Source organism: Simplicispira sedimenti (genome assembly GCF_022760965.1).
In the GTDB taxonomy this organism is placed as follows: domain Bacteria; phylum Pseudomonadota; class Gammaproteobacteria; order Burkholderiales; family Burkholderiaceae_C; genus Simplicispira; species Simplicispira sedimenti.
In genome coordinates this window covers 129,849-145,413 of record NZ_JAKVIJ010000008.1, presented here as the reverse complement: position 1 = coordinate 145,413, position 15,565 = coordinate 129,849, and the positions used below count along the sequence as shown (strand labels likewise).

13 protein-coding genes are annotated in these 15,565 nt (G+C 66.7%); 5 read left to right on the top strand and 8 right to left on the bottom strand.

From position 1 onward, the window contains the following. Positions 1–12: 12 nt before the first annotated feature. Positions 13–2,091: a sodium-translocating pyrophosphatase gene (locus MJ602_RS10665; protein ID WP_243020809.1), complete on the bottom strand. Its 2,079-nt coding sequence runs from the start codon at positions 2,089–2,091 to the stop codon at positions 13–15. Positions 2,092–2,313: 222 nt separating this feature from the next. Here MJ602_RS10665 and ppa point away from each other — a divergent pair, with 222 nt between their 5' ends. Together ppa and MJ602_RS10655 are read left to right on the top strand one after the other, a co-directional pair. Then, complete coding sequence (gene ppa, locus MJ602_RS10660; RefSeq protein WP_243020808.1) at positions 2,314–2,859, top strand: inorganic diphosphatase; 546 nt, start codon at positions 2,314–2,316, stop codon at positions 2,857–2,859. 144 nt (positions 2,860–3,003) lie between these two features. Then, entirely contained in the window at positions 3,004–4,782 is a 1,779-nt protein-coding gene (locus MJ602_RS10655; RefSeq protein WP_243020807.1) for a methyl-accepting chemotaxis protein, read from the top strand. A gap of 58 nt (positions 4,783–4,840) precedes the next feature. Here the strand turns inward: MJ602_RS10655 and MJ602_RS10650 are convergent, their stop codons facing one another. After that, positions 4,841–5,659 (bottom strand): esterase/lipase family protein, encoded by an 819-nt coding sequence (locus MJ602_RS10650; protein ID WP_423246702.1) that lies wholly within the window; start codon positions 5,657–5,659, stop codon positions 4,841–4,843. 252 nt (positions 5,660–5,911) lie between these two features. On the opposite strand from MJ602_RS10650, the gene MJ602_RS10645 reads away from it, so the two are divergent. The 3 genes from MJ602_RS10645 (at position 5,912) to MJ602_RS10635 (ending at position 9,408) form a co-directional block, all read left to right on the top strand. After that, a complete protein-coding gene (locus MJ602_RS10645) occupies positions 5,912–7,696 on the top strand; it encodes a methyl-accepting chemotaxis protein (protein WP_243020805.1) in 1,785 nt (594 codons plus the stop codon). Positions 7,697–7,819: 123 nt separating this feature from the next. Then, positions 7,820–9,040 carry an NnrS family protein gene (locus MJ602_RS10640; RefSeq protein ID WP_243020804.1) on the top strand — a complete coding sequence of 407 codons (1,221 nt, stop codon included), beginning with the start codon at positions 7,820–7,822 and terminating at the stop codon, positions 9,038–9,040. 68 nt (positions 9,041–9,108) lie between these two features. Next, positions 9,109–9,408 (top strand): DUF2249 domain-containing protein, encoded by a 300-nt coding sequence (locus MJ602_RS10635; RefSeq protein WP_162015975.1) that lies wholly within the window; start codon positions 9,109–9,111, stop codon positions 9,406–9,408. Positions 9,409–9,451: 43 nt separating this feature from the next. Here the strand turns inward: MJ602_RS10635 and sufT are convergent, their stop codons facing one another. The 6 genes from sufT to sufB form a co-directional block, all read right to left on the bottom strand. Beyond that, positions 9,452–10,003 (bottom strand): putative Fe-S cluster assembly protein SufT, encoded by a 552-nt coding sequence (gene sufT, locus MJ602_RS10630; RefSeq protein ID WP_243020803.1) that lies wholly within the window; start codon positions 10,001–10,003, stop codon positions 9,452–9,454. Further along, complete coding sequence (sufU, locus tag MJ602_RS10625; RefSeq protein WP_243020802.1) at positions 10,000–10,482, bottom strand: Fe-S cluster assembly sulfur transfer protein SufU; 483 nt, start codon at positions 10,480–10,482, stop codon at positions 10,000–10,002. Before sufU ends, sufT begins: the two co-directional genes overlap by 4 nt. After that, positions 10,479–11,756, bottom strand: a complete 1,278-nt coding sequence (locus tag MJ602_RS10620; RefSeq protein ID WP_243020801.1) for an aminotransferase class V-fold PLP-dependent enzyme — start codon at positions 11,754–11,756, stop codon at positions 10,479–10,481. Before MJ602_RS10620 ends, sufU begins: the two co-directional genes overlap by 4 nt. Continuing rightward, positions 11,746–12,993, bottom strand: coding sequence for a SufD family Fe-S cluster assembly protein (locus MJ602_RS10615; protein ID WP_243020800.1), 1,248 nt, complete (start codon positions 12,991–12,993; stop codon positions 11,746–11,748). Before MJ602_RS10615 ends, MJ602_RS10620 begins: the two co-directional genes overlap by 11 nt. A 3-nt stretch (positions 12,994–12,996) precedes the next feature. Then, a complete protein-coding gene (gene sufC / locus MJ602_RS10610; RefSeq protein ID WP_243020799.1) occupies positions 12,997–13,800 on the bottom strand; it encodes a Fe-S cluster assembly ATPase SufC in 804 nt (267 codons plus the stop codon). Between the two features lie 85 nt (positions 13,801–13,885). Then, entirely contained in the window at positions 13,886–15,364 is a 1,479-nt protein-coding gene (gene sufB / locus MJ602_RS10605; protein ID WP_243020798.1) for a Fe-S cluster assembly protein SufB, read from the bottom strand. Between the last annotated feature and the right edge of the window lie 201 nt (positions 15,365–15,565).

The window sequence follows — 15,565 nt, the reverse complement described above, 5'->3', positions numbered from 1 at the left end:
GGGATGGCAGGCTCAGCCCGCGTGGAACTTCACCACCAGCGGCACGATGAGCAGCGCCACGATGTTGATGATCTTGATCAGCGGGTTGACGGCCGGGCCGGCGGTGTCCTTGTAGGGGTCGCCCACGGTGTCGCCGGTGACGGCGGCCTTGTGCGCCTCGGAGCCCTTGCCGCCGTGGTTGCCATCCTCGATGTACTTCTTGGCGTTGTCCCAGGCGCCACCGCCGGTGCACATGCTGATGGCCACGAACAGGCCGGTCACGATGGTGCCCATCAGCAGGCCTCCCAGGGCCTTGGGGCCCAGCAGCAGGCCGACCACGATGGGCACCACCACGGGCAGCAGGCTGGGGATGACCATTTCCTTGATGGCGGCGGTGGTCAGCATGTCCACGGCCTTGCCGTATTCGGGCTTGGCCGTGCCTTCCATGATGCCCTTGATCTCGCTGAACTGGCGGCGCACCTCCACCACCACGCTGCCGGCAGCACGGCCCACGGCTTCCATGGCCATGGCACCGAACAGGTAGGGGATCAGGCCGCCGATGAACAGGCCGATGATGACCATGGGGTCGCTCAGGTCAAAGCTGACCGCGCGACCATAGCTCTCCAGCTTGTGCGTGTAGTCGGCAAACAGCACCAGTGCGGCCAGACCGGCAGAACCGATGGCGTAGCCCTTGGTCACGGCCTTGGTGGTGTTGCCCACGGCGTCCAGCGGGTCGGTGATGTCGCGCACGCTGCTGGGCAGCTCGCTCATTTCGGCAATGCCGCCGGCGTTGTCGGTGATGGGGCCGTAGGCATCCAGGGCCACCACGATGCCCGCCATGCTCAGCATGGACATGGCCGCCACGGCGATGCCGTACAGCCCCGCGAGCTGGTAGGCCACCAGGATGGCGATGCAGACGAAGATCACCGGCCAGGCCGTGGAGCGCATGGATACGCCCAGACCCGCGATGATGTTGGTGCCGTGGCCGGTGGTGGAGGCCTGGGCGATGTGGCGCACGGGCGAATACTGCGTGCCGGTGTAGAACTCGGTGATCCAGACCAGCGCGGCCGTCAGCACCAGGCCGGTGGTGCAGGCGCCAAACAGTTTCATCTGCGCGCCGCTGCCGCCCAGGGCATTGTCGGGGATGATCCAAGTCGTGACGAAATAGAACGCTACGAGCGAGAGCACGCCGGCGATGGCCAGGCCCTTGTAGAGCGCGGGCATCACGTTCTTCATGCCGGGTGAGGCCTTGACGAAGAAGCAGCCGATGATGGAGGCCACAATGGACACCGCGCCCAGCGCCAGCGGGTAGAGCACGGCGTTGAGCGGCGCGGCGGCCACCAGCAGGGCGCCCAGCACCATGGTGGCGATCAGGGTCACGGCGTAGGTCTCGAACAGGTCGGCGGCCATGCCGGCGCAGTCGCCCACGTTGTCGCCCACGTTGTCGGCGATCACGGCGGGGTTGCGCGGGTCATCCTCGGGGATGCCGGCCTCGACCTTGCCCACCAGGTCGGCGCCCACGTCGGCGCCCTTGGTGAAGATGCCGCCGCCCAGGCGCGCGAAGATGGAGATCAGCGAGGAGCCGAAGGCAAAACCGATCAGCGGGTTGAGCAGGCCGGCGAGGGTCTTGTCGGCCACCGGATTGCTGCCCACCAGGAACCAGTAGAAGCCGGTCACGCCCAGCAGGCCCAGGCCCACCACCAGCATGCCGGTGATGGCGCCGCCGCGGAAGGCCACGTCCAGCGCGGGGCCGATGCCTTGGGTGGCAGCCTGCGCGGTGCGCACGTTCGCACGCACGGACACATTCATGCCGATGAAGCCGCAGGCGCCCGAAAGGACCGCGCCGATGACGAAGCCGATGGCAGTCTTGCCGTCGAGGAAGAGACCGATGAGGATGGCCAGCACCACGCCGACGATGCCGATGGTCTTGTACTGCCGCGCCAGGTAGGCGGCCGCGCCCGCCTGGATGGCGGCTGCGATTTCCTGCATGCGGGCGTTGCCCGCGTCCTTCGAGAGAATCCAGCCGCGGGCCCAGAAGCCATAGGCCACGGCAACCAGCCCGCAAACGAGGGCCAGTATCAGAGGGGAAGTCAGCGCTGTGTTTCCAGCCATTCTTTTTCTCCAGGGTGTTGAATCGCACGTTAGGAGACACAACGCACCGGTCATGTCCCCGCTGCGTTGCTTCCTCGTGCTCCCTACCTGGAGACGATTGGCCAACTCGGTCAATTTACCCCGAAAAAATGACATGCAAGCGTCGAGAAAGGGGGTAGACCTTAAAATGAGGGTTAATCCCGACGTGAATCCTTAACAATCATCAACAACGCGAACGACAACATGTCTCTCAACAGCGTCACCCCCGGCAAGAACCTTCCTGAAAATTTCAACGTGGTCATCGAGATTCCGGCCGAATCCGATCCTATCAAGTACGAAGTGGACAAGGAGTCGGGCGCCGTCTTCGTGGACCGTTTCCTGACCACGGCCATGTACTACCCGTGCAACTACGGCTACGTGCCCCGGACCTTGTCGGGTGACGGCGACCCGGTGGACGTGCTGGTGATCACCCCGTACCCGCTGCACCCCGGCGTGGTGGTGCCCTGCCGCGCCCTGGGCATCCTGAAGATGGAAGACGAAGCCGGCATCGACGGCAAGGTGCTGGCCGTGCCCACCACCAAGATTCTGAAGATGTACGAACCCTGGAAGACCGTGGCGGACGTGAACCCCATGCGCTTGAAGGCCATCAGCCACTTCTTCGAGCACTACAAGGATCTGGAAGAAGGCAAGTGGGTCAAGGTGCTGGGCTGGGAAGGCGTGGAAGCCGCCCACCAGGAAATCGTGGACGGCGTGGCCAACTTTGAGAAGTCGCAGGCCGGCGTGAACTGACAGACCGCTGACACCACCCCTGAAGGCATGCCCGTGGCAACGCGGGCATGCCTTTTTTGCTGGAATGCCCGCTTGCGCACGGTCTGCGCCGCTGTCTAGACTCAAAGCAATCCGGTTTGTTACAAATTGCATAGGGGGTGGGAGATGCGGTTTTCCGATTGGCGCATTGGCGCAAAGCTCGGGTTGGCATTCGTACTGGTGGTGGTGTTGGCGGCGGTGCTGGGGGCCGTGTCGTTGGTGCAGCTTGCGCGCATCCATGCAGGGGCGGATGACATGGCCACCCGGTTGCTGCCCAGCGTATCGCAGGCGGGGGAGGTGCGGGTGCTGCTCAATCGCATGCGGCGCTCGGAGGCGGGCATCGTCACCGCCACGCGCCAAGAGGACATGCAGGGGGCGGTGGATCAGGTGCAGGCCCGGCTGGGCGAGCTCAAGGCCGTGGAAGCGCAATACGCCACGCTGCTGAACGAGAGCGCACGCAGCCAGTTCCAGCAGTACCAGCAGCGCAAGACGCAGTACCTCAAGCTGCACGCCGACCTGGCCGACATTGCCAAGGGGGTGGACTACAGCAGTGCTGAGGCACTGGAGTTGTCGGGCGACATGCTGCGCCAGATGTACGCGGGCGAATCCGAGGCGGCCTTTGTGGCCATGGAAGCGATGGTGGGCCGCATGCAGCAGGCCCATGCAGAGGACGTGCGTGTCGCCACGGGTGGCATGCGCGGCATTTTTGACAATGCGCGCCTGTGGGTGGGCGTGGCCTTGCTGGCTTGCGTATTGCTGGCCGTGGTGCTGGGGGTGGCCATTGCGCGTGCCGTATCGCGTCCAGCGCATGAGGCGGTGGCCGTGGCGCGTGCCATTTCCGAAGGCAATCTCACGGTGCATATCCCCGCCGGAGGACGTGACGAGATGGGCCAGTTGCTCCAGGCCCTGCTGCAGATGCGCGACAACCTGGCGCGTGTGGTCTCTGGGGTGCGCGGCTATGCCGAGGGCGTTTCCACCGCCAGCGCGGAGATAGCGCAGGGCAACCACGACCTGTCCTCGCGCACGGAAAGCCAGGCCAGCGCGCTGGAGGAAACGGCGGCATCGATGGAAGAGCTGGGCTCGACGGTGCGCCAGAACGCCGACAACGCCCGCCAGGCCAACCAGATGGCCATGAACGCCTCCACCGTGGCGGTGCAGGGCGGCGAAGTGGTGTCCCAGGTGGTGGAGACCATGAAAGGCATCAGCACCGCCAGCAACAAGATCGCCGACATCATCGGCGTGATCGACGGCATCGCCTTCCAGACCAACATCCTGGCGCTCAACGCGGCCGTGGAAGCCGCCCGCGCAGGCGAGCAAGGCCGAGGCTTTGCCGTGGTGGCCAGCGAAGTGCGCAGCCTGGCCGGACGCAGCGCCGAAGCGGCCAAGGAAATCAAGAGCCTGATCAGCGCCAGCGTGGAGCGCGTGGAGCAAGGCAACATCCAGGCAGAGAAGGCGGGAGAAACCATGACCGAAGTGGTTAACGCCATCCGGCGTGTGACCGACATCATGGGAGAGATCAGCGCCGCCAGCAGCGAACAAAGCGCGGGCGTATCGCAAGTGGGCGAAGCGGTCACGCAGATGGACCAGGCCACGCAGCAGAACGCCGCGCTGGTGGAGCAGATGGCAGCGGCGGCGGGCAGCCTCAGCGGCCAGGCGCGCGAGCTGGTGCAGGCTGTGGCGCAGTTCCGCCTGGCGCAGCAGGACGCCGTGGCAGCACCGCCCAGGCCCCCGGGACGCCCAGTGCCTGCACCCACCGTGTCGGCGCCAGCGCCCAGTGCAGCCAAGCAGGTCCGCCCACCCGCGGCCAAGCCCAGCGCGGTGTTGCCCAAACCCAGCGCACCCGCGGTGGCGCAGGCACGGCCCGCCAAATCGGGGCAGGACGACGGGGATTGGGAGAGTTTTTAGTGATTTGGGGCTTTACGCCCGTCCATAAAGCGCTATTAGCTACAAAAATAATAGCAAATTAGCCCGGCGTGCCACGCTGTGGGTCGGGGTATAGCCACTGCAGACCGGGCACACGCGGGCGCTCGAAGGGGCGCCAGGCCCCGGTCACGGGGTTCTGGCTCAGGCGGTCGGCCACGGCCCACCAGGCGCTGGGGTTCAGGCCCAGGCCGAAATGGCTGGCCACCACCTCAATGTTTTCCGTGTGCGGGTTGTGGGGTGCGGGTGCCTGGATGCTGCCGCGCCAGGCCACGACTCCGTCGCTGCGCGAGTAGATGCTGGTGGTGGGCACGGGTGGTGCGACCGGCAGGTCATAGTGCTCTGTCTCGCGCTTTGGATCGCGCCCACTGACCCATTGGTAGATGCGCCAGGCGTTGGTCGAAGTGTGTTCGCCCGCAAAGGGGGTGCCCAGCGTGACCACGCAGCGCACACGGTCGGGCATTTCCTTGGCCAGTTCGCGGGCGTACACACCGCCCAGGCTCCAGCCCACCAGGCTCACGCGTGCACCGCTGCGTTGGCAGGCTTCGTCGAGCTTGCGCTTGGCTGTTTCCAGCACGCCGTGGCGTGGGCCCATGTTCAAGCCCTGGCCCCAGCCGTAGGCGTGGTAATTGCGCGACTCCAGGTAGCGGCGCAAGGGCAGGGTGGAAGCATCGCCGGCCGTGAGACCGGGGAACACGATGATGGTGTGGCCGTCCCCCAGCGGCGCGTTCTGCAGCAAGGGCCAGGCGGGCAGCACAGCGCCAAACTCCCAGGGAGCGCGAAATTCCAGGGCCAGGAGGTGCAGACCGGGTGGGGGCAAGGTATCTGGTGGAGCTGGCGCTTTTCGGAACGGGAATGGCATCGTGGGGTGGGGTTCGGGCAGCTCGGCGTTGGCATGCCGTTGTTGCATTTTTTCACAATCAGGCGCAATCTATCTGGACTCCGCACTCCAAACTCACAAGGTACGGATCCTCACCACAATGTGGCGGGTGTTGCCCAGGTGCATCAAAAAGCGTAGCGTGCTGCGGTGTGAGGTCATGCCGTTTGGTGGTAATGCATGGGTGGTTGGCTGGTTGCGCAACTGGTCGGTGCCCTTTGGTTCAGGAGGTTGACCATGGACTTTTTGTTCAAACTCAGCGTGTCGCGGCGCTTGGTGGTGTTGGTGGGGTTTGCCGTGGCCGCCATGGCGCTGCTGGTCGGCGTGCTCATGACGTCGGAGCGGGCCATGCTCCTGCGCGAGCGCCAGGACAGCGTTCGCCAGGCGGTGGAGACGGCGCATGGCATCCTGGTGCATTTCCACGGCCTGGCGGCCAAGGGCAGCATGCCCGAAGACGAGGCCAAGCAGCGCGCCAAAGAGGCTGTGCGCACCTTGCGTTACAGCGGCGAGGAGTATTTTTGGATCAACGACATGCATCCCAAGGTGGTGATGCACCCCATCCGTCCCGAACTGGAAGGCCAGGACCAGAGCCAGCGCAAGGATCCGAATGGCAAATTCCTCTACGTGGAATTTGTGGAGATCGTCAAGAAAAGCGGCGGTGGCTATGTGGACTACATGTGGCCCAAGCCGGGGAGCGATGTCCCGGTGGACAAGGCTGCCTATGTCAAAGGCTTCGCGCCTTGGGGTTGGATCGTGGGTTCCGGCGTCTATGTGGATACCGTGCAGGCCACGTTTCTGAGCCGTGTGACGCAGGCTGCAGGTATTTCCCTGGTGCTGGCCGTGCTGTTGGGGGTTGTGGGCTGGATGATCGCGCGCAGTGTCCTGCGCCAGTTGGGCGGTGAACCCACCCAGCTCAATTACATCACCCACCAGATTGCCCAGGGGGACCTTTCGGTGGACATCCCGGCGTCCAAGTCGAGCGACAGCTTGATGCACGGGATCCAGGCCATGCGCGACAGCCTTGCCAGCGTGGTGCTGCGGGTGCGCCAGGGCTCCGAGCATGTTTCCACCGCCAGCGCGGAGATAGCGCAGGGCAACCACGACCTGTCCTCGCGCACGGAAAGCCAGGCCAGCGCGCTGGAGGAAACGGCGGCATCGATGGAAGAGCTGGGCTCGACGGTGCGCCAGAACGCCGACAACGCCCGCCAGGCCAACCAGATGGCCATGAACGCCTCCACCGTGGCGGTGCAGGGCGGCGAAGTGGTGTCCCAGGTGGTGGAGACCATGAAAGGCATCAGCACCGCCAGCAACAAGATCGCCGACATCATCGGCGTGATCGACGGCATCGCCTTCCAGACCAACATCCTGGCGCTCAACGCGGCCGTGGAAGCCGCCCGCGCAGGCGAGCAAGGCCGAGGCTTTGCCGTGGTGGCCAGCGAAGTGCGCAGCCTGGCCGGACGCAGCGCCGAAGCGGCCAAGGAAATCAAGAGCCTGATCAGCGCCAGCGTGGAGCGCGTGGAGCAAGGCAACATCCAGGCAGAGAAGGCGGGAGAAACCATGACCGAAGTGGTTAACGCCATCCGGCGTGTGACCGACATCATGGGAGAGATCAGCGCCGCCAGCAGCGAACAAAGCGCGGGCGTATCGCAAGTGGGCGAAGCGGTCACGCAGATGGACCAGGCCACGCAGCAGAACGCCGCGCTGGTGGAGCAGATGGCAGCGGCGGCGGGCAGCCTCAGCGGCCAGGCGCGCGAGCTGGTCGAGGCCGTGGCGGTGTTCCGCCTGGCCCAGGGCAGCGCCATGCCAGCCGCTGCCGCACGCAGCGCTTCACCTGCGCCAGCCCCCGCACCAGCGCCGCGCCCGGTGCCCGCTCCGGCATCCAGGCCGGTGCAGGCCAAGGTCGCCCCGCCTCGTCCAGCCGCCGCCAAGGCGGCGCCCAGCCTGAGTCCACCTGTGCCACCCAAGCCAGCCGCGGCCAAGCCCGCCAAAGCGGGGGGCGAGGACGACTGGGAATCCTTCTGAAGGCGCACAGACGGTAGGGCTGTTAGGGCCTAGGCTGTTTGGTGGTAATTTAAGATTCATGTAAAATGAATCTTATTGATCCATTTGCTGTGCACTTTTAGGAGGGCACGGCGCTGCAAGCCCATGACACCGCCTCTACCCCCGCTCATCACCATCACAGAAAAAGACCAGCCGCCCGCCGCGGCTGCGGCGCTGCAAGGGTGGCCGCTGCTGCGGCTGGGGTTCAGGCCTTTCTACCTGGGCGCGGCCCTGCTGGCCTGCCTTTCGGTGCCGGTGTGGATTGCCCTGTTTCTCGGTCACGCCGAGCTCAAGCTGGAGATTTCGCCGCTGCTGTGGCACGCGCATGAAATGCTCTTTGGCTTTGCGGCCGGGGTCATTGTGGGTTTTTTGCTCACAGCCGTGAAAGCCTGGACCGGCCTGCCCACGCCGCGCGGCGCCTTGCTGGGCACGCTGGCCTTTGTCTGGCTGGCAGCGCGTGTGGCGGCCGTGGTGGCGCCGTACCCTGTGTATGCCGCACTGGACATGGCCTTGCTGCCGGCGGTGGCGCTGATTTTGCTGCGTGTGCTGATCAAGGCAGGCAACAAGCGCAACATTCCGCTCATTTCCCTGCTGGTGCTCATGGCGACAGCCAACCTGGTGTTCCACCTGTCGGCCCTGGGTGCCATCGATGTGCCGCCCGTGGCCGCGTTGTATGCCGGGCTGGCCCTGATCGTCATGGTCGAGTGCGTGATGGCAGGCCGCGTGGTGCCCATGTTCACCAAGAACGTGACGCCGGGCCTGGTCATCAACATCCCGCGCAAGTTTGAACTGGCGCTGCTGGCCGTCACCGCACTGGCGCTGGCCCTGTGGGTGTTTGCACCGCCGGGGCCGGTCACGCTGGTGGCCTGCGCCGTGGCCGCCGTGCTGCACGCCGTGCGGCTGTGGATGTGGCATCCCTGGGTCACGTTCAAGCGCCCCATCCTGTGGATTCTGCACGCTGCCTATGCCTGGCTGCCCATCGGCTTTGTGCTGCTGGCGCTGGCGCAGGTGGGCTGGGTGAGCTATTCGCTGGCGGTGCATGCGTTTGGCGTGGGCGTGACCGGCGGGCTCATCATCGGCATGGTCACGCGCACCGCGCGCGGCCACACCGGGCGGCCGTTGCAGGTGTCGCGCCCCGAGGTGCTGGCCTATGCCTTTGTCATGCTGGCCGCCGTGTTGCGCGTGCTGGTGCCTGCCGTGGCGCCCGCCCTGTACACCCAGGCGCTGGCGGTGGCGGCGGGTCTGTGGGCTGTGGCCTTTGCGCTCTATCTGGTGGTCTATACCCCCTGGCTCATGCGCACCCGGCTGGATGGCAAGGACGGCTGAACAGCCTCCGATGCCTTGTCTTTTCTTCTTCTGTCCCTTCTCTCCATTCCACTTTGAAAGGTCTCACCATGGGTTCCAGTTCTGTGTCCGAAATCGACGTGCGCACCATCGTTCCGCAGGAACGCCACCTGCAGATCTTTGGCCGTCTTGACGCTCTGCGCGCTGGCGAAGCGCTGCAGATCGTGAACGACCACGACCCCGTTCCGCTGCGCCTGCAGCTCGAATCGCGCGCTCCGGGCCAGTTCCAGTGGGCCTACCTGCAATCGGGTCCGGACCTGTGGCGTGTGCAGATCAGCAAGCTGGAAACGGCGCGCAGCAAGGCGGAGTCAGAGGACTCCTGCTGCTCCGGTGGTGCCTGCTGCGGTTGATGGTTTCTACACCCCCGACGTGCCGCAGCGTCGGGGGGGCGCATCACAGTCCGAGCGCCAGTTGCGCTGCCTCGGACATCATGGAGCGGTCCCAGGGCGGGGTGAACACCATGTTCACCGTGATCTCGCCCACGCGCGGGAGGGCCAGCACCTTGTCGCACACCTCATCGGCAATCGCCTCGCCCATGCCGCAACCGGGCGCGGTGAGGGTCATGTCGATCACCACGCGCAGCTTGTCGCTGTCTTCCAGCGGTTCCAGCGCACAGCGGTACACCAGCCCCAGGTCCACGATATTGACCGGAATCTCCGGGTCGTAGCAGGTGCGCAGTGCGTCCCACACCAGGGGCTCCACGTCGCCGTCGTGCACCTCAGTGGGCACGGGTGCGGTTTGGGGCGGGGTCTTGCCGATGGCGTCGGCATCCACGCCCTTGAGGCGCGTGAGCTGGCCCTCCACCAGCAGCGTGAATGAGCCGCCCAGGGCCTGGGTGATCTGCGCCAGTTGCCCGGCCTGCAGTTCGATGGGCGCGCCACTGGGGATGGCTTCCACCATCACGGTGCGGCGCACCAGCACGTCTTCGCGGGGTCTGCGGTTCATGGCTGCTGCTCCGCTGGCGCCGCGTCTGCGGGGATGGCGCCCTCGGCTTTGTCGGCCTGGTCGGCAATGGCATGCATCAGTGCGTGCCAGCCCAGCAGGGCGCATTTGATGCGGCTGGGGTAGCGGCGCACGCCCGCCAGGCTGACCAGCTTGCCCAGCGCGGCGTCATCGGGCTCCTGCGTGCCGGTGAGCACGGCGCGAAAGTGCTGTTGCAGTTGCTGGGCACTGGCCAGATCGCGGCCCTTGACGGCCTCGGTCATCATGGAACTGGACGCCATGCAGATGGCGCAGCCCTGACCGCTGAAGCGGATGTCCTGCACGCGGCCGTCCTTCACTTGCAGTTCTACCGCCACCTGGTCGCCGCACTGCGGGTTGGTGCCCTGGGCCTGGTGCGTGGGGTGGGGGAGGTGGCCAAAGTTGCGCGGCGTGCGCTTGTGCTCCAGCACCAGTTCCTGGTACAGGTCGTTTTCGGCGTTCATCGCAAAACCTCCACGGCGTGCGCCACGGCGGCGACCAGGCGCTCCACCTCGTCGCTCGTGTTGTAGGCGGCAAACGAGGCGCGCGTGCTTGGCCCCAGGCCCAGGTGGTCCATCAGCGGTTGGGCGCAATGGTGGCCGGTGCGCACGGCAATGCCGCGTGCATCCAGCAGGGTGCCGATGTCGTGCGGGTGCCCCTGTTCGGCCACAAAGGACACCAGGGCCGACTGTGTGGCGTGCGCAGCCAGCACGCGCACACCGGGGATGCGCGCCAGGCCTTGCACGGCCTGCGCGCGCAGCGCATGCACGTGCGCGGCGATGGCGTCGCGCCCCACCTGCTCGATAAAGCGCGCCGCAGCGGCCAGGCCCACGGCGCCCGCCACGTTGGGCGTGCCGCCTTCGAGGCGGGCGGGCAGTTCGGCATAGTCGGCACCGTCCCAGCGGACCTGGGCCACCATGTCGCCGCCCAGGCGCAGGGGTTCCAGGCGCTCCAGCGCGCTGCGCCGCCCCACCAGCACGCCTATGCCCATGGGGCCGTGCATCTTGTGGCCGGAAAAGGCCAGTAAGTCGCAGTCGATGTGGGCCAGCGCGGGCATGGCGTATGCGGCGGCCTGGGCGGCGTCAAGCACGGTGAGCGCCCCGGCCTGCGCGGCCATGCGCAGCAGCTCTTCAAATGGTGGGCGCTCGCCGGTGGCGTTGGCGCTGGCCGTGAGGGCCAGCACCCGGGTGCGCGGCGAGAGCAGCGCCTGCAGGTCGGCCACGTGCAGGCGGCCCTGCGCGTCGGGGCGCAGGATGCGCAGCACGGCGCCGCTTTGGCGCGCAGCCTGTTGCCAGGGCAGCAGGTTGGCGTGGTGCTCCAGGCCGCTGACGATGATTTCGTCGCCCGCGCGCAGCCAGGCCTGGTCTGGCCCACCAGCCCACAGGCCCTGCGCCACCAGGTTCAGCGACTCGGTGGTGCCGCTGGTAAAGACCAGCTCGTGCTCGGCACTGGCGCCGACAAACTGGTGCAGCGTGGCACGTGCGGCCTCGTAATCGTCGGTGGCGTATTGGCTTAAAGAATGCACGCCACGGTGGATGTTGGCGCGGTGCCGGGTTTCAAAAGCCTGTAGCGCATCCATCACCTCCAGCGGCATGGCGGTGGTGGCGGCGTTGTCCAGATAGGCCAGCGGCGCGCCGTGGATGACCTGCTGCAACAACGGGAACTGCGCGCGCAACGTCGCCGAGCCGGGGGCCAGCGTGGGCGGGGGCGCCAGTGTGGTGGGGGATTCAAGCCGCATGGGGCACCTCCGCTTGCAGTTGGCGTGCCAGGGCCTGCGCCAGCACGCCGCTGTCCAGCCACTGGGCCAGGGCCTGGGCGCCGGGGTCGTCATTGAACGCACGCTCCAGCACGGCGCGGGCCATGCCTTCGGTGAGGAGGGCGCGGGCTTGCGCTTCGTCCAACCCGCGCTGCAGGGCATAGAACAGCGCGTCTTCGGGCAGGCGACCCCAGGTGGCGCCATGGGTGGCCTGCACCTGGTCGTGCAGGATTTCCAGGTGCGGGCGCAGCACCATGCGCGGCTGGCCGTTCAATGCCACGCCACTCAGGCGCTGGCGCACCTGGGCTTCATGGGCGCCGGGGGCAATGCGGCTGTGTGCGTTGGCCACCACGCGCTCGTGGTCTGCGGCCAGGGCCAGTACCTCGGTGTGGGCGGCGGTGTGGGCCGCATCCAGCCGGGTGTGTACTTGCTGCTCCAGCACCTGGCCAGCGGGCAGCAGCAGGGCGGCAGTGCGTGCCTGGGCGTTGGCGCCTTGCAGTTGCACCACGGTGCGCTGCAGGTGGTAGGCGGCGCCGGTGGCCACCAGCGCCTGCTGATAGCGTGCGCCCTGCGCCAGGCGGGCGTGCACATGCTGGGCCATGCGATCTTGCGCTTGGGGCAGGGCCAGGCGCAGGTGTTGCAGTTGGGCGCCTTCGGCCAGGTGGATGTGGGTGTGCAGGTTCTGCACCAGTGCGTGGCCGCAGGCGCTCGGCGCACGGTCGTGGGTTTCGATCAGCACGCAGCGCACGCCGGGCTCCAGTGTCATTACCAAGAGTGGCGCTTCCACGGTGTCGCGCGGCTGGTGATGCAGGTGCAACCAGACGGTGTCGCAGTCGGCGGTGGCCTTGCCGGGCGGTGTGTGGATGCGCAGGCGCAGGCCCTGGCGGCACAGCGCGCGGTGCGCCCAGGCAAAGGGTGCGGCCTCGCCATCACCGGGGCCGGGCAGGTCGGCAAACTGGGCGTTGCGCTGGGCGGGGTCGAGTGCGTCCAGCCAGCGCGCATCCACCCCGGCGGTAGCCGCTGGCCCCACGGGCTGCAGCAGCCAGCCTGCGCCGGACAGGGCAGGCGCCTCGCACGCCGGGGCGTCGGGCTCGGGGCCGATCCAGGCCTCCAGCGCGGGCGGTGGCAGGTGGCGGAAATGTTCGCTGCGCCGAGCAATCCAGCCCTGGGTGTGCAGGTGGTGGCGTGCGGCCAGGCGGTCGGCAAGGGCGGTGTCCATGGCTCAGGCCTCCACCGTGTGCGCTGCTGCGGTGGGCGCGGTTGAGGGCGCGGTTGCCTTGGGGCCAAAGCCGGAGCGGGCAATCTCGCGCGCCAGCTCCAGGCCGCCGCTTTGGGCGATGCAGCCCTGGTCCAGGCGCAGCACGGCATCGGGCTGCAATTGCTCAATGAGTTGCAGGTAGTGCGACACCACGATGAAGGCCGTGCCCTGTGCGCGCAGGTGCTGCACAAGGGCCAGCACGGCACGCACGCCGTCCACGTCCAGGCCCGAGTCGATTTCGTCGAGCAGCGCCAGGCGCGGGCGCAGCAGGGCCAGTTGCAGCAGCTCGTTGCGCTTGCGCTCGCCGCCCGAGAAGCCTTCATTGACGGGGCGGCCCAGCAGGGATTCGGGCAGGCCCAGACGTTTGGCGCTTTCGCGGGCGTCGGCCAGAAAGTCGAACGCGTCCTGGGGCGCCTGACCCTGGGCCTGGCGCTGGGCGTTGAGCGCGGTGCGGATAAAGAGGTTGTTCTTTACGCCGGGCACGTCGGGCGGCGCCTGGAACGAGACGAACAGACCCTGGCGCGCGCGCTCATGCGTGCTCAAGCCGAGCAGGTCGGTGCCTCCCAGCAATGCCTGGCCGCTGGCCACGCGGTAGGCCGGGTGCCCGGCCAGCGCCATGCCCAGCGTGCTCTTGCCGCTGCCGTTGGCGCCCATCAGCACCACCAGCGAACCGGCGGCCACATCCAGGTGCACCGAGCGCAGCACCGTGCGTTCGCCCACATCGACGCGCAGGTCGCGCACCTGCAGCAGGGGGGTGGAGGGGGTCATGGGGATGTCCTTTCTATGATTTTGATAGCTGCTCGCGCTTTCTGGATAAGCGCTGGAGCCAGTTTTTGCTTGTATATCTGTGGCGTCAGCCCACCGCGCCTTCCAGTGACACGGCCAGCAGCGCCTTGGCTTCCAGGGCAAATTCCATGGGCAGTTCTTCCAGCACGGCCTGGCAAAAGCCGCCCACGATGAGTGCCGTGGCCTCCTGGGGGTCGATGCCGCGTTGCTGGCAATAGAACAGCCGCTCCTCGGAGATGCGCGTGGTCGTGGCTTCGTGCTCCACCACGGCGTCGCCGCGCGCGCTGTCGATGTAGGGGAAGGTGTGTGCGCCGCAGTCCGGTCCGATGAGCAGTGAGTCGCACTGCGTGTGGTTGCGCGCCTGTGCCGCCCCCGCGTTCATGCGCACCAGGCCGCGGTAGCTTTGCTGTGCGTGCCCGGCGCTGATGCCCTTGGAGACGATGCGGCTCTTGGTGCGTTGGCCCAGGTGGATCATCTTGGTGCCGGTGTCTGCCTGCTGGAAGTGGTTGGACACGGCGATGGAGTGGAATTCGCCGCTGGAGTCGTCGCCCTGCAGCACCACGCTGGGGTACTTCCAGGTGATGGCCGAGCCGGTTTCGATCTGCGTCCAGGCGATGCGCGAGCTCTTGCCGGCGGCCAGGCCGCGCTTGGTGACGAAGTTGTAGATGCCACCGCGCCCTTGGGCGTCGCCGGGGTACCAGTTCTGCACGGTGGAGTACTTGATGAATGCATCGTCGTGCGCCACCAGCTCCACCACGGCGGCGTGCAACTGGTGCTCGTCACGCTGCGGTGCGGTGCAGCCTTCGAGGTAGCTGACCGCGCTGCCTTCCTCGGCAATGATGAGCGTGCGCTCGAACTGCCCGGTGTTGCGTGCGTTGATGCGGAAGTACGAGGACAGCTCCATCGGGCATTTCACCCCCTTGGGGATATAGACAAAGGAGCCATCCGAGAACACCGCAGAGTTCAGCGCAGCGTAGAAGTTGTCGCCCACCGGCACCACGCTGCCCAGGTAGCGCTCGATCAGCGCCGGGTGGTGTTCCACGGCGTGCGAGAACGAGCAGAAGATCACACCCACCTCGGCGAGCTGCTCGCGGAAGGTGGTGCCCACGGACACCGAATCGAACACCGCATCCACCGCCACACCGGCCAGGCGTGCGCGTTCGTGCAGGGGTACGCCCAGCTTTTCGTAGGTTTCGAGCAGCTGGGGGTCCACCTCGTCCAGGCTCTTGGGCGCGTTCTTGAGCGACTTGGGCGCCGAGTAGTACGACAGCGCCTGGAAGTCCACCGGCGCCATGCGCAGGTGCGCCCAGTCCGGAGGCTCCATGCTGTGCCAGCGCTCGAAGGCCGCCAGGCGCCACTGCAGCAAAAAGGCGGGCTCACGCTTCTTGCGCGAGATGGCGCGGATGGTGTCTTCGTCCAGTCCCGGCGGCAGGCTGTCGGATTCGATGTCGGTGGAGAAGCCGTGCGGGTACGGCGTGTTCAGGGCCTGCTGCAGGGCCGCGTCCTGCGGTCGGCGGGGGGCTGCGGTTTCGGTGGGCGCGGGCATAGTCTTTAAGTGATGATTTAAATATGCATAGCGTATGCATCATTTTGAATTCCTGCAAATCCAGCCCGGTTTGACCGCACCTTGGCCATGGGTTTGGGGTCGTTGCATGCTGCTGACAGGCGGGCGCAGGGGCTCGCCAACACATGCACAAGTTCCCGGAAATGGTGACAATGCCCCATACCCGTTGCCACCATCCGTAAC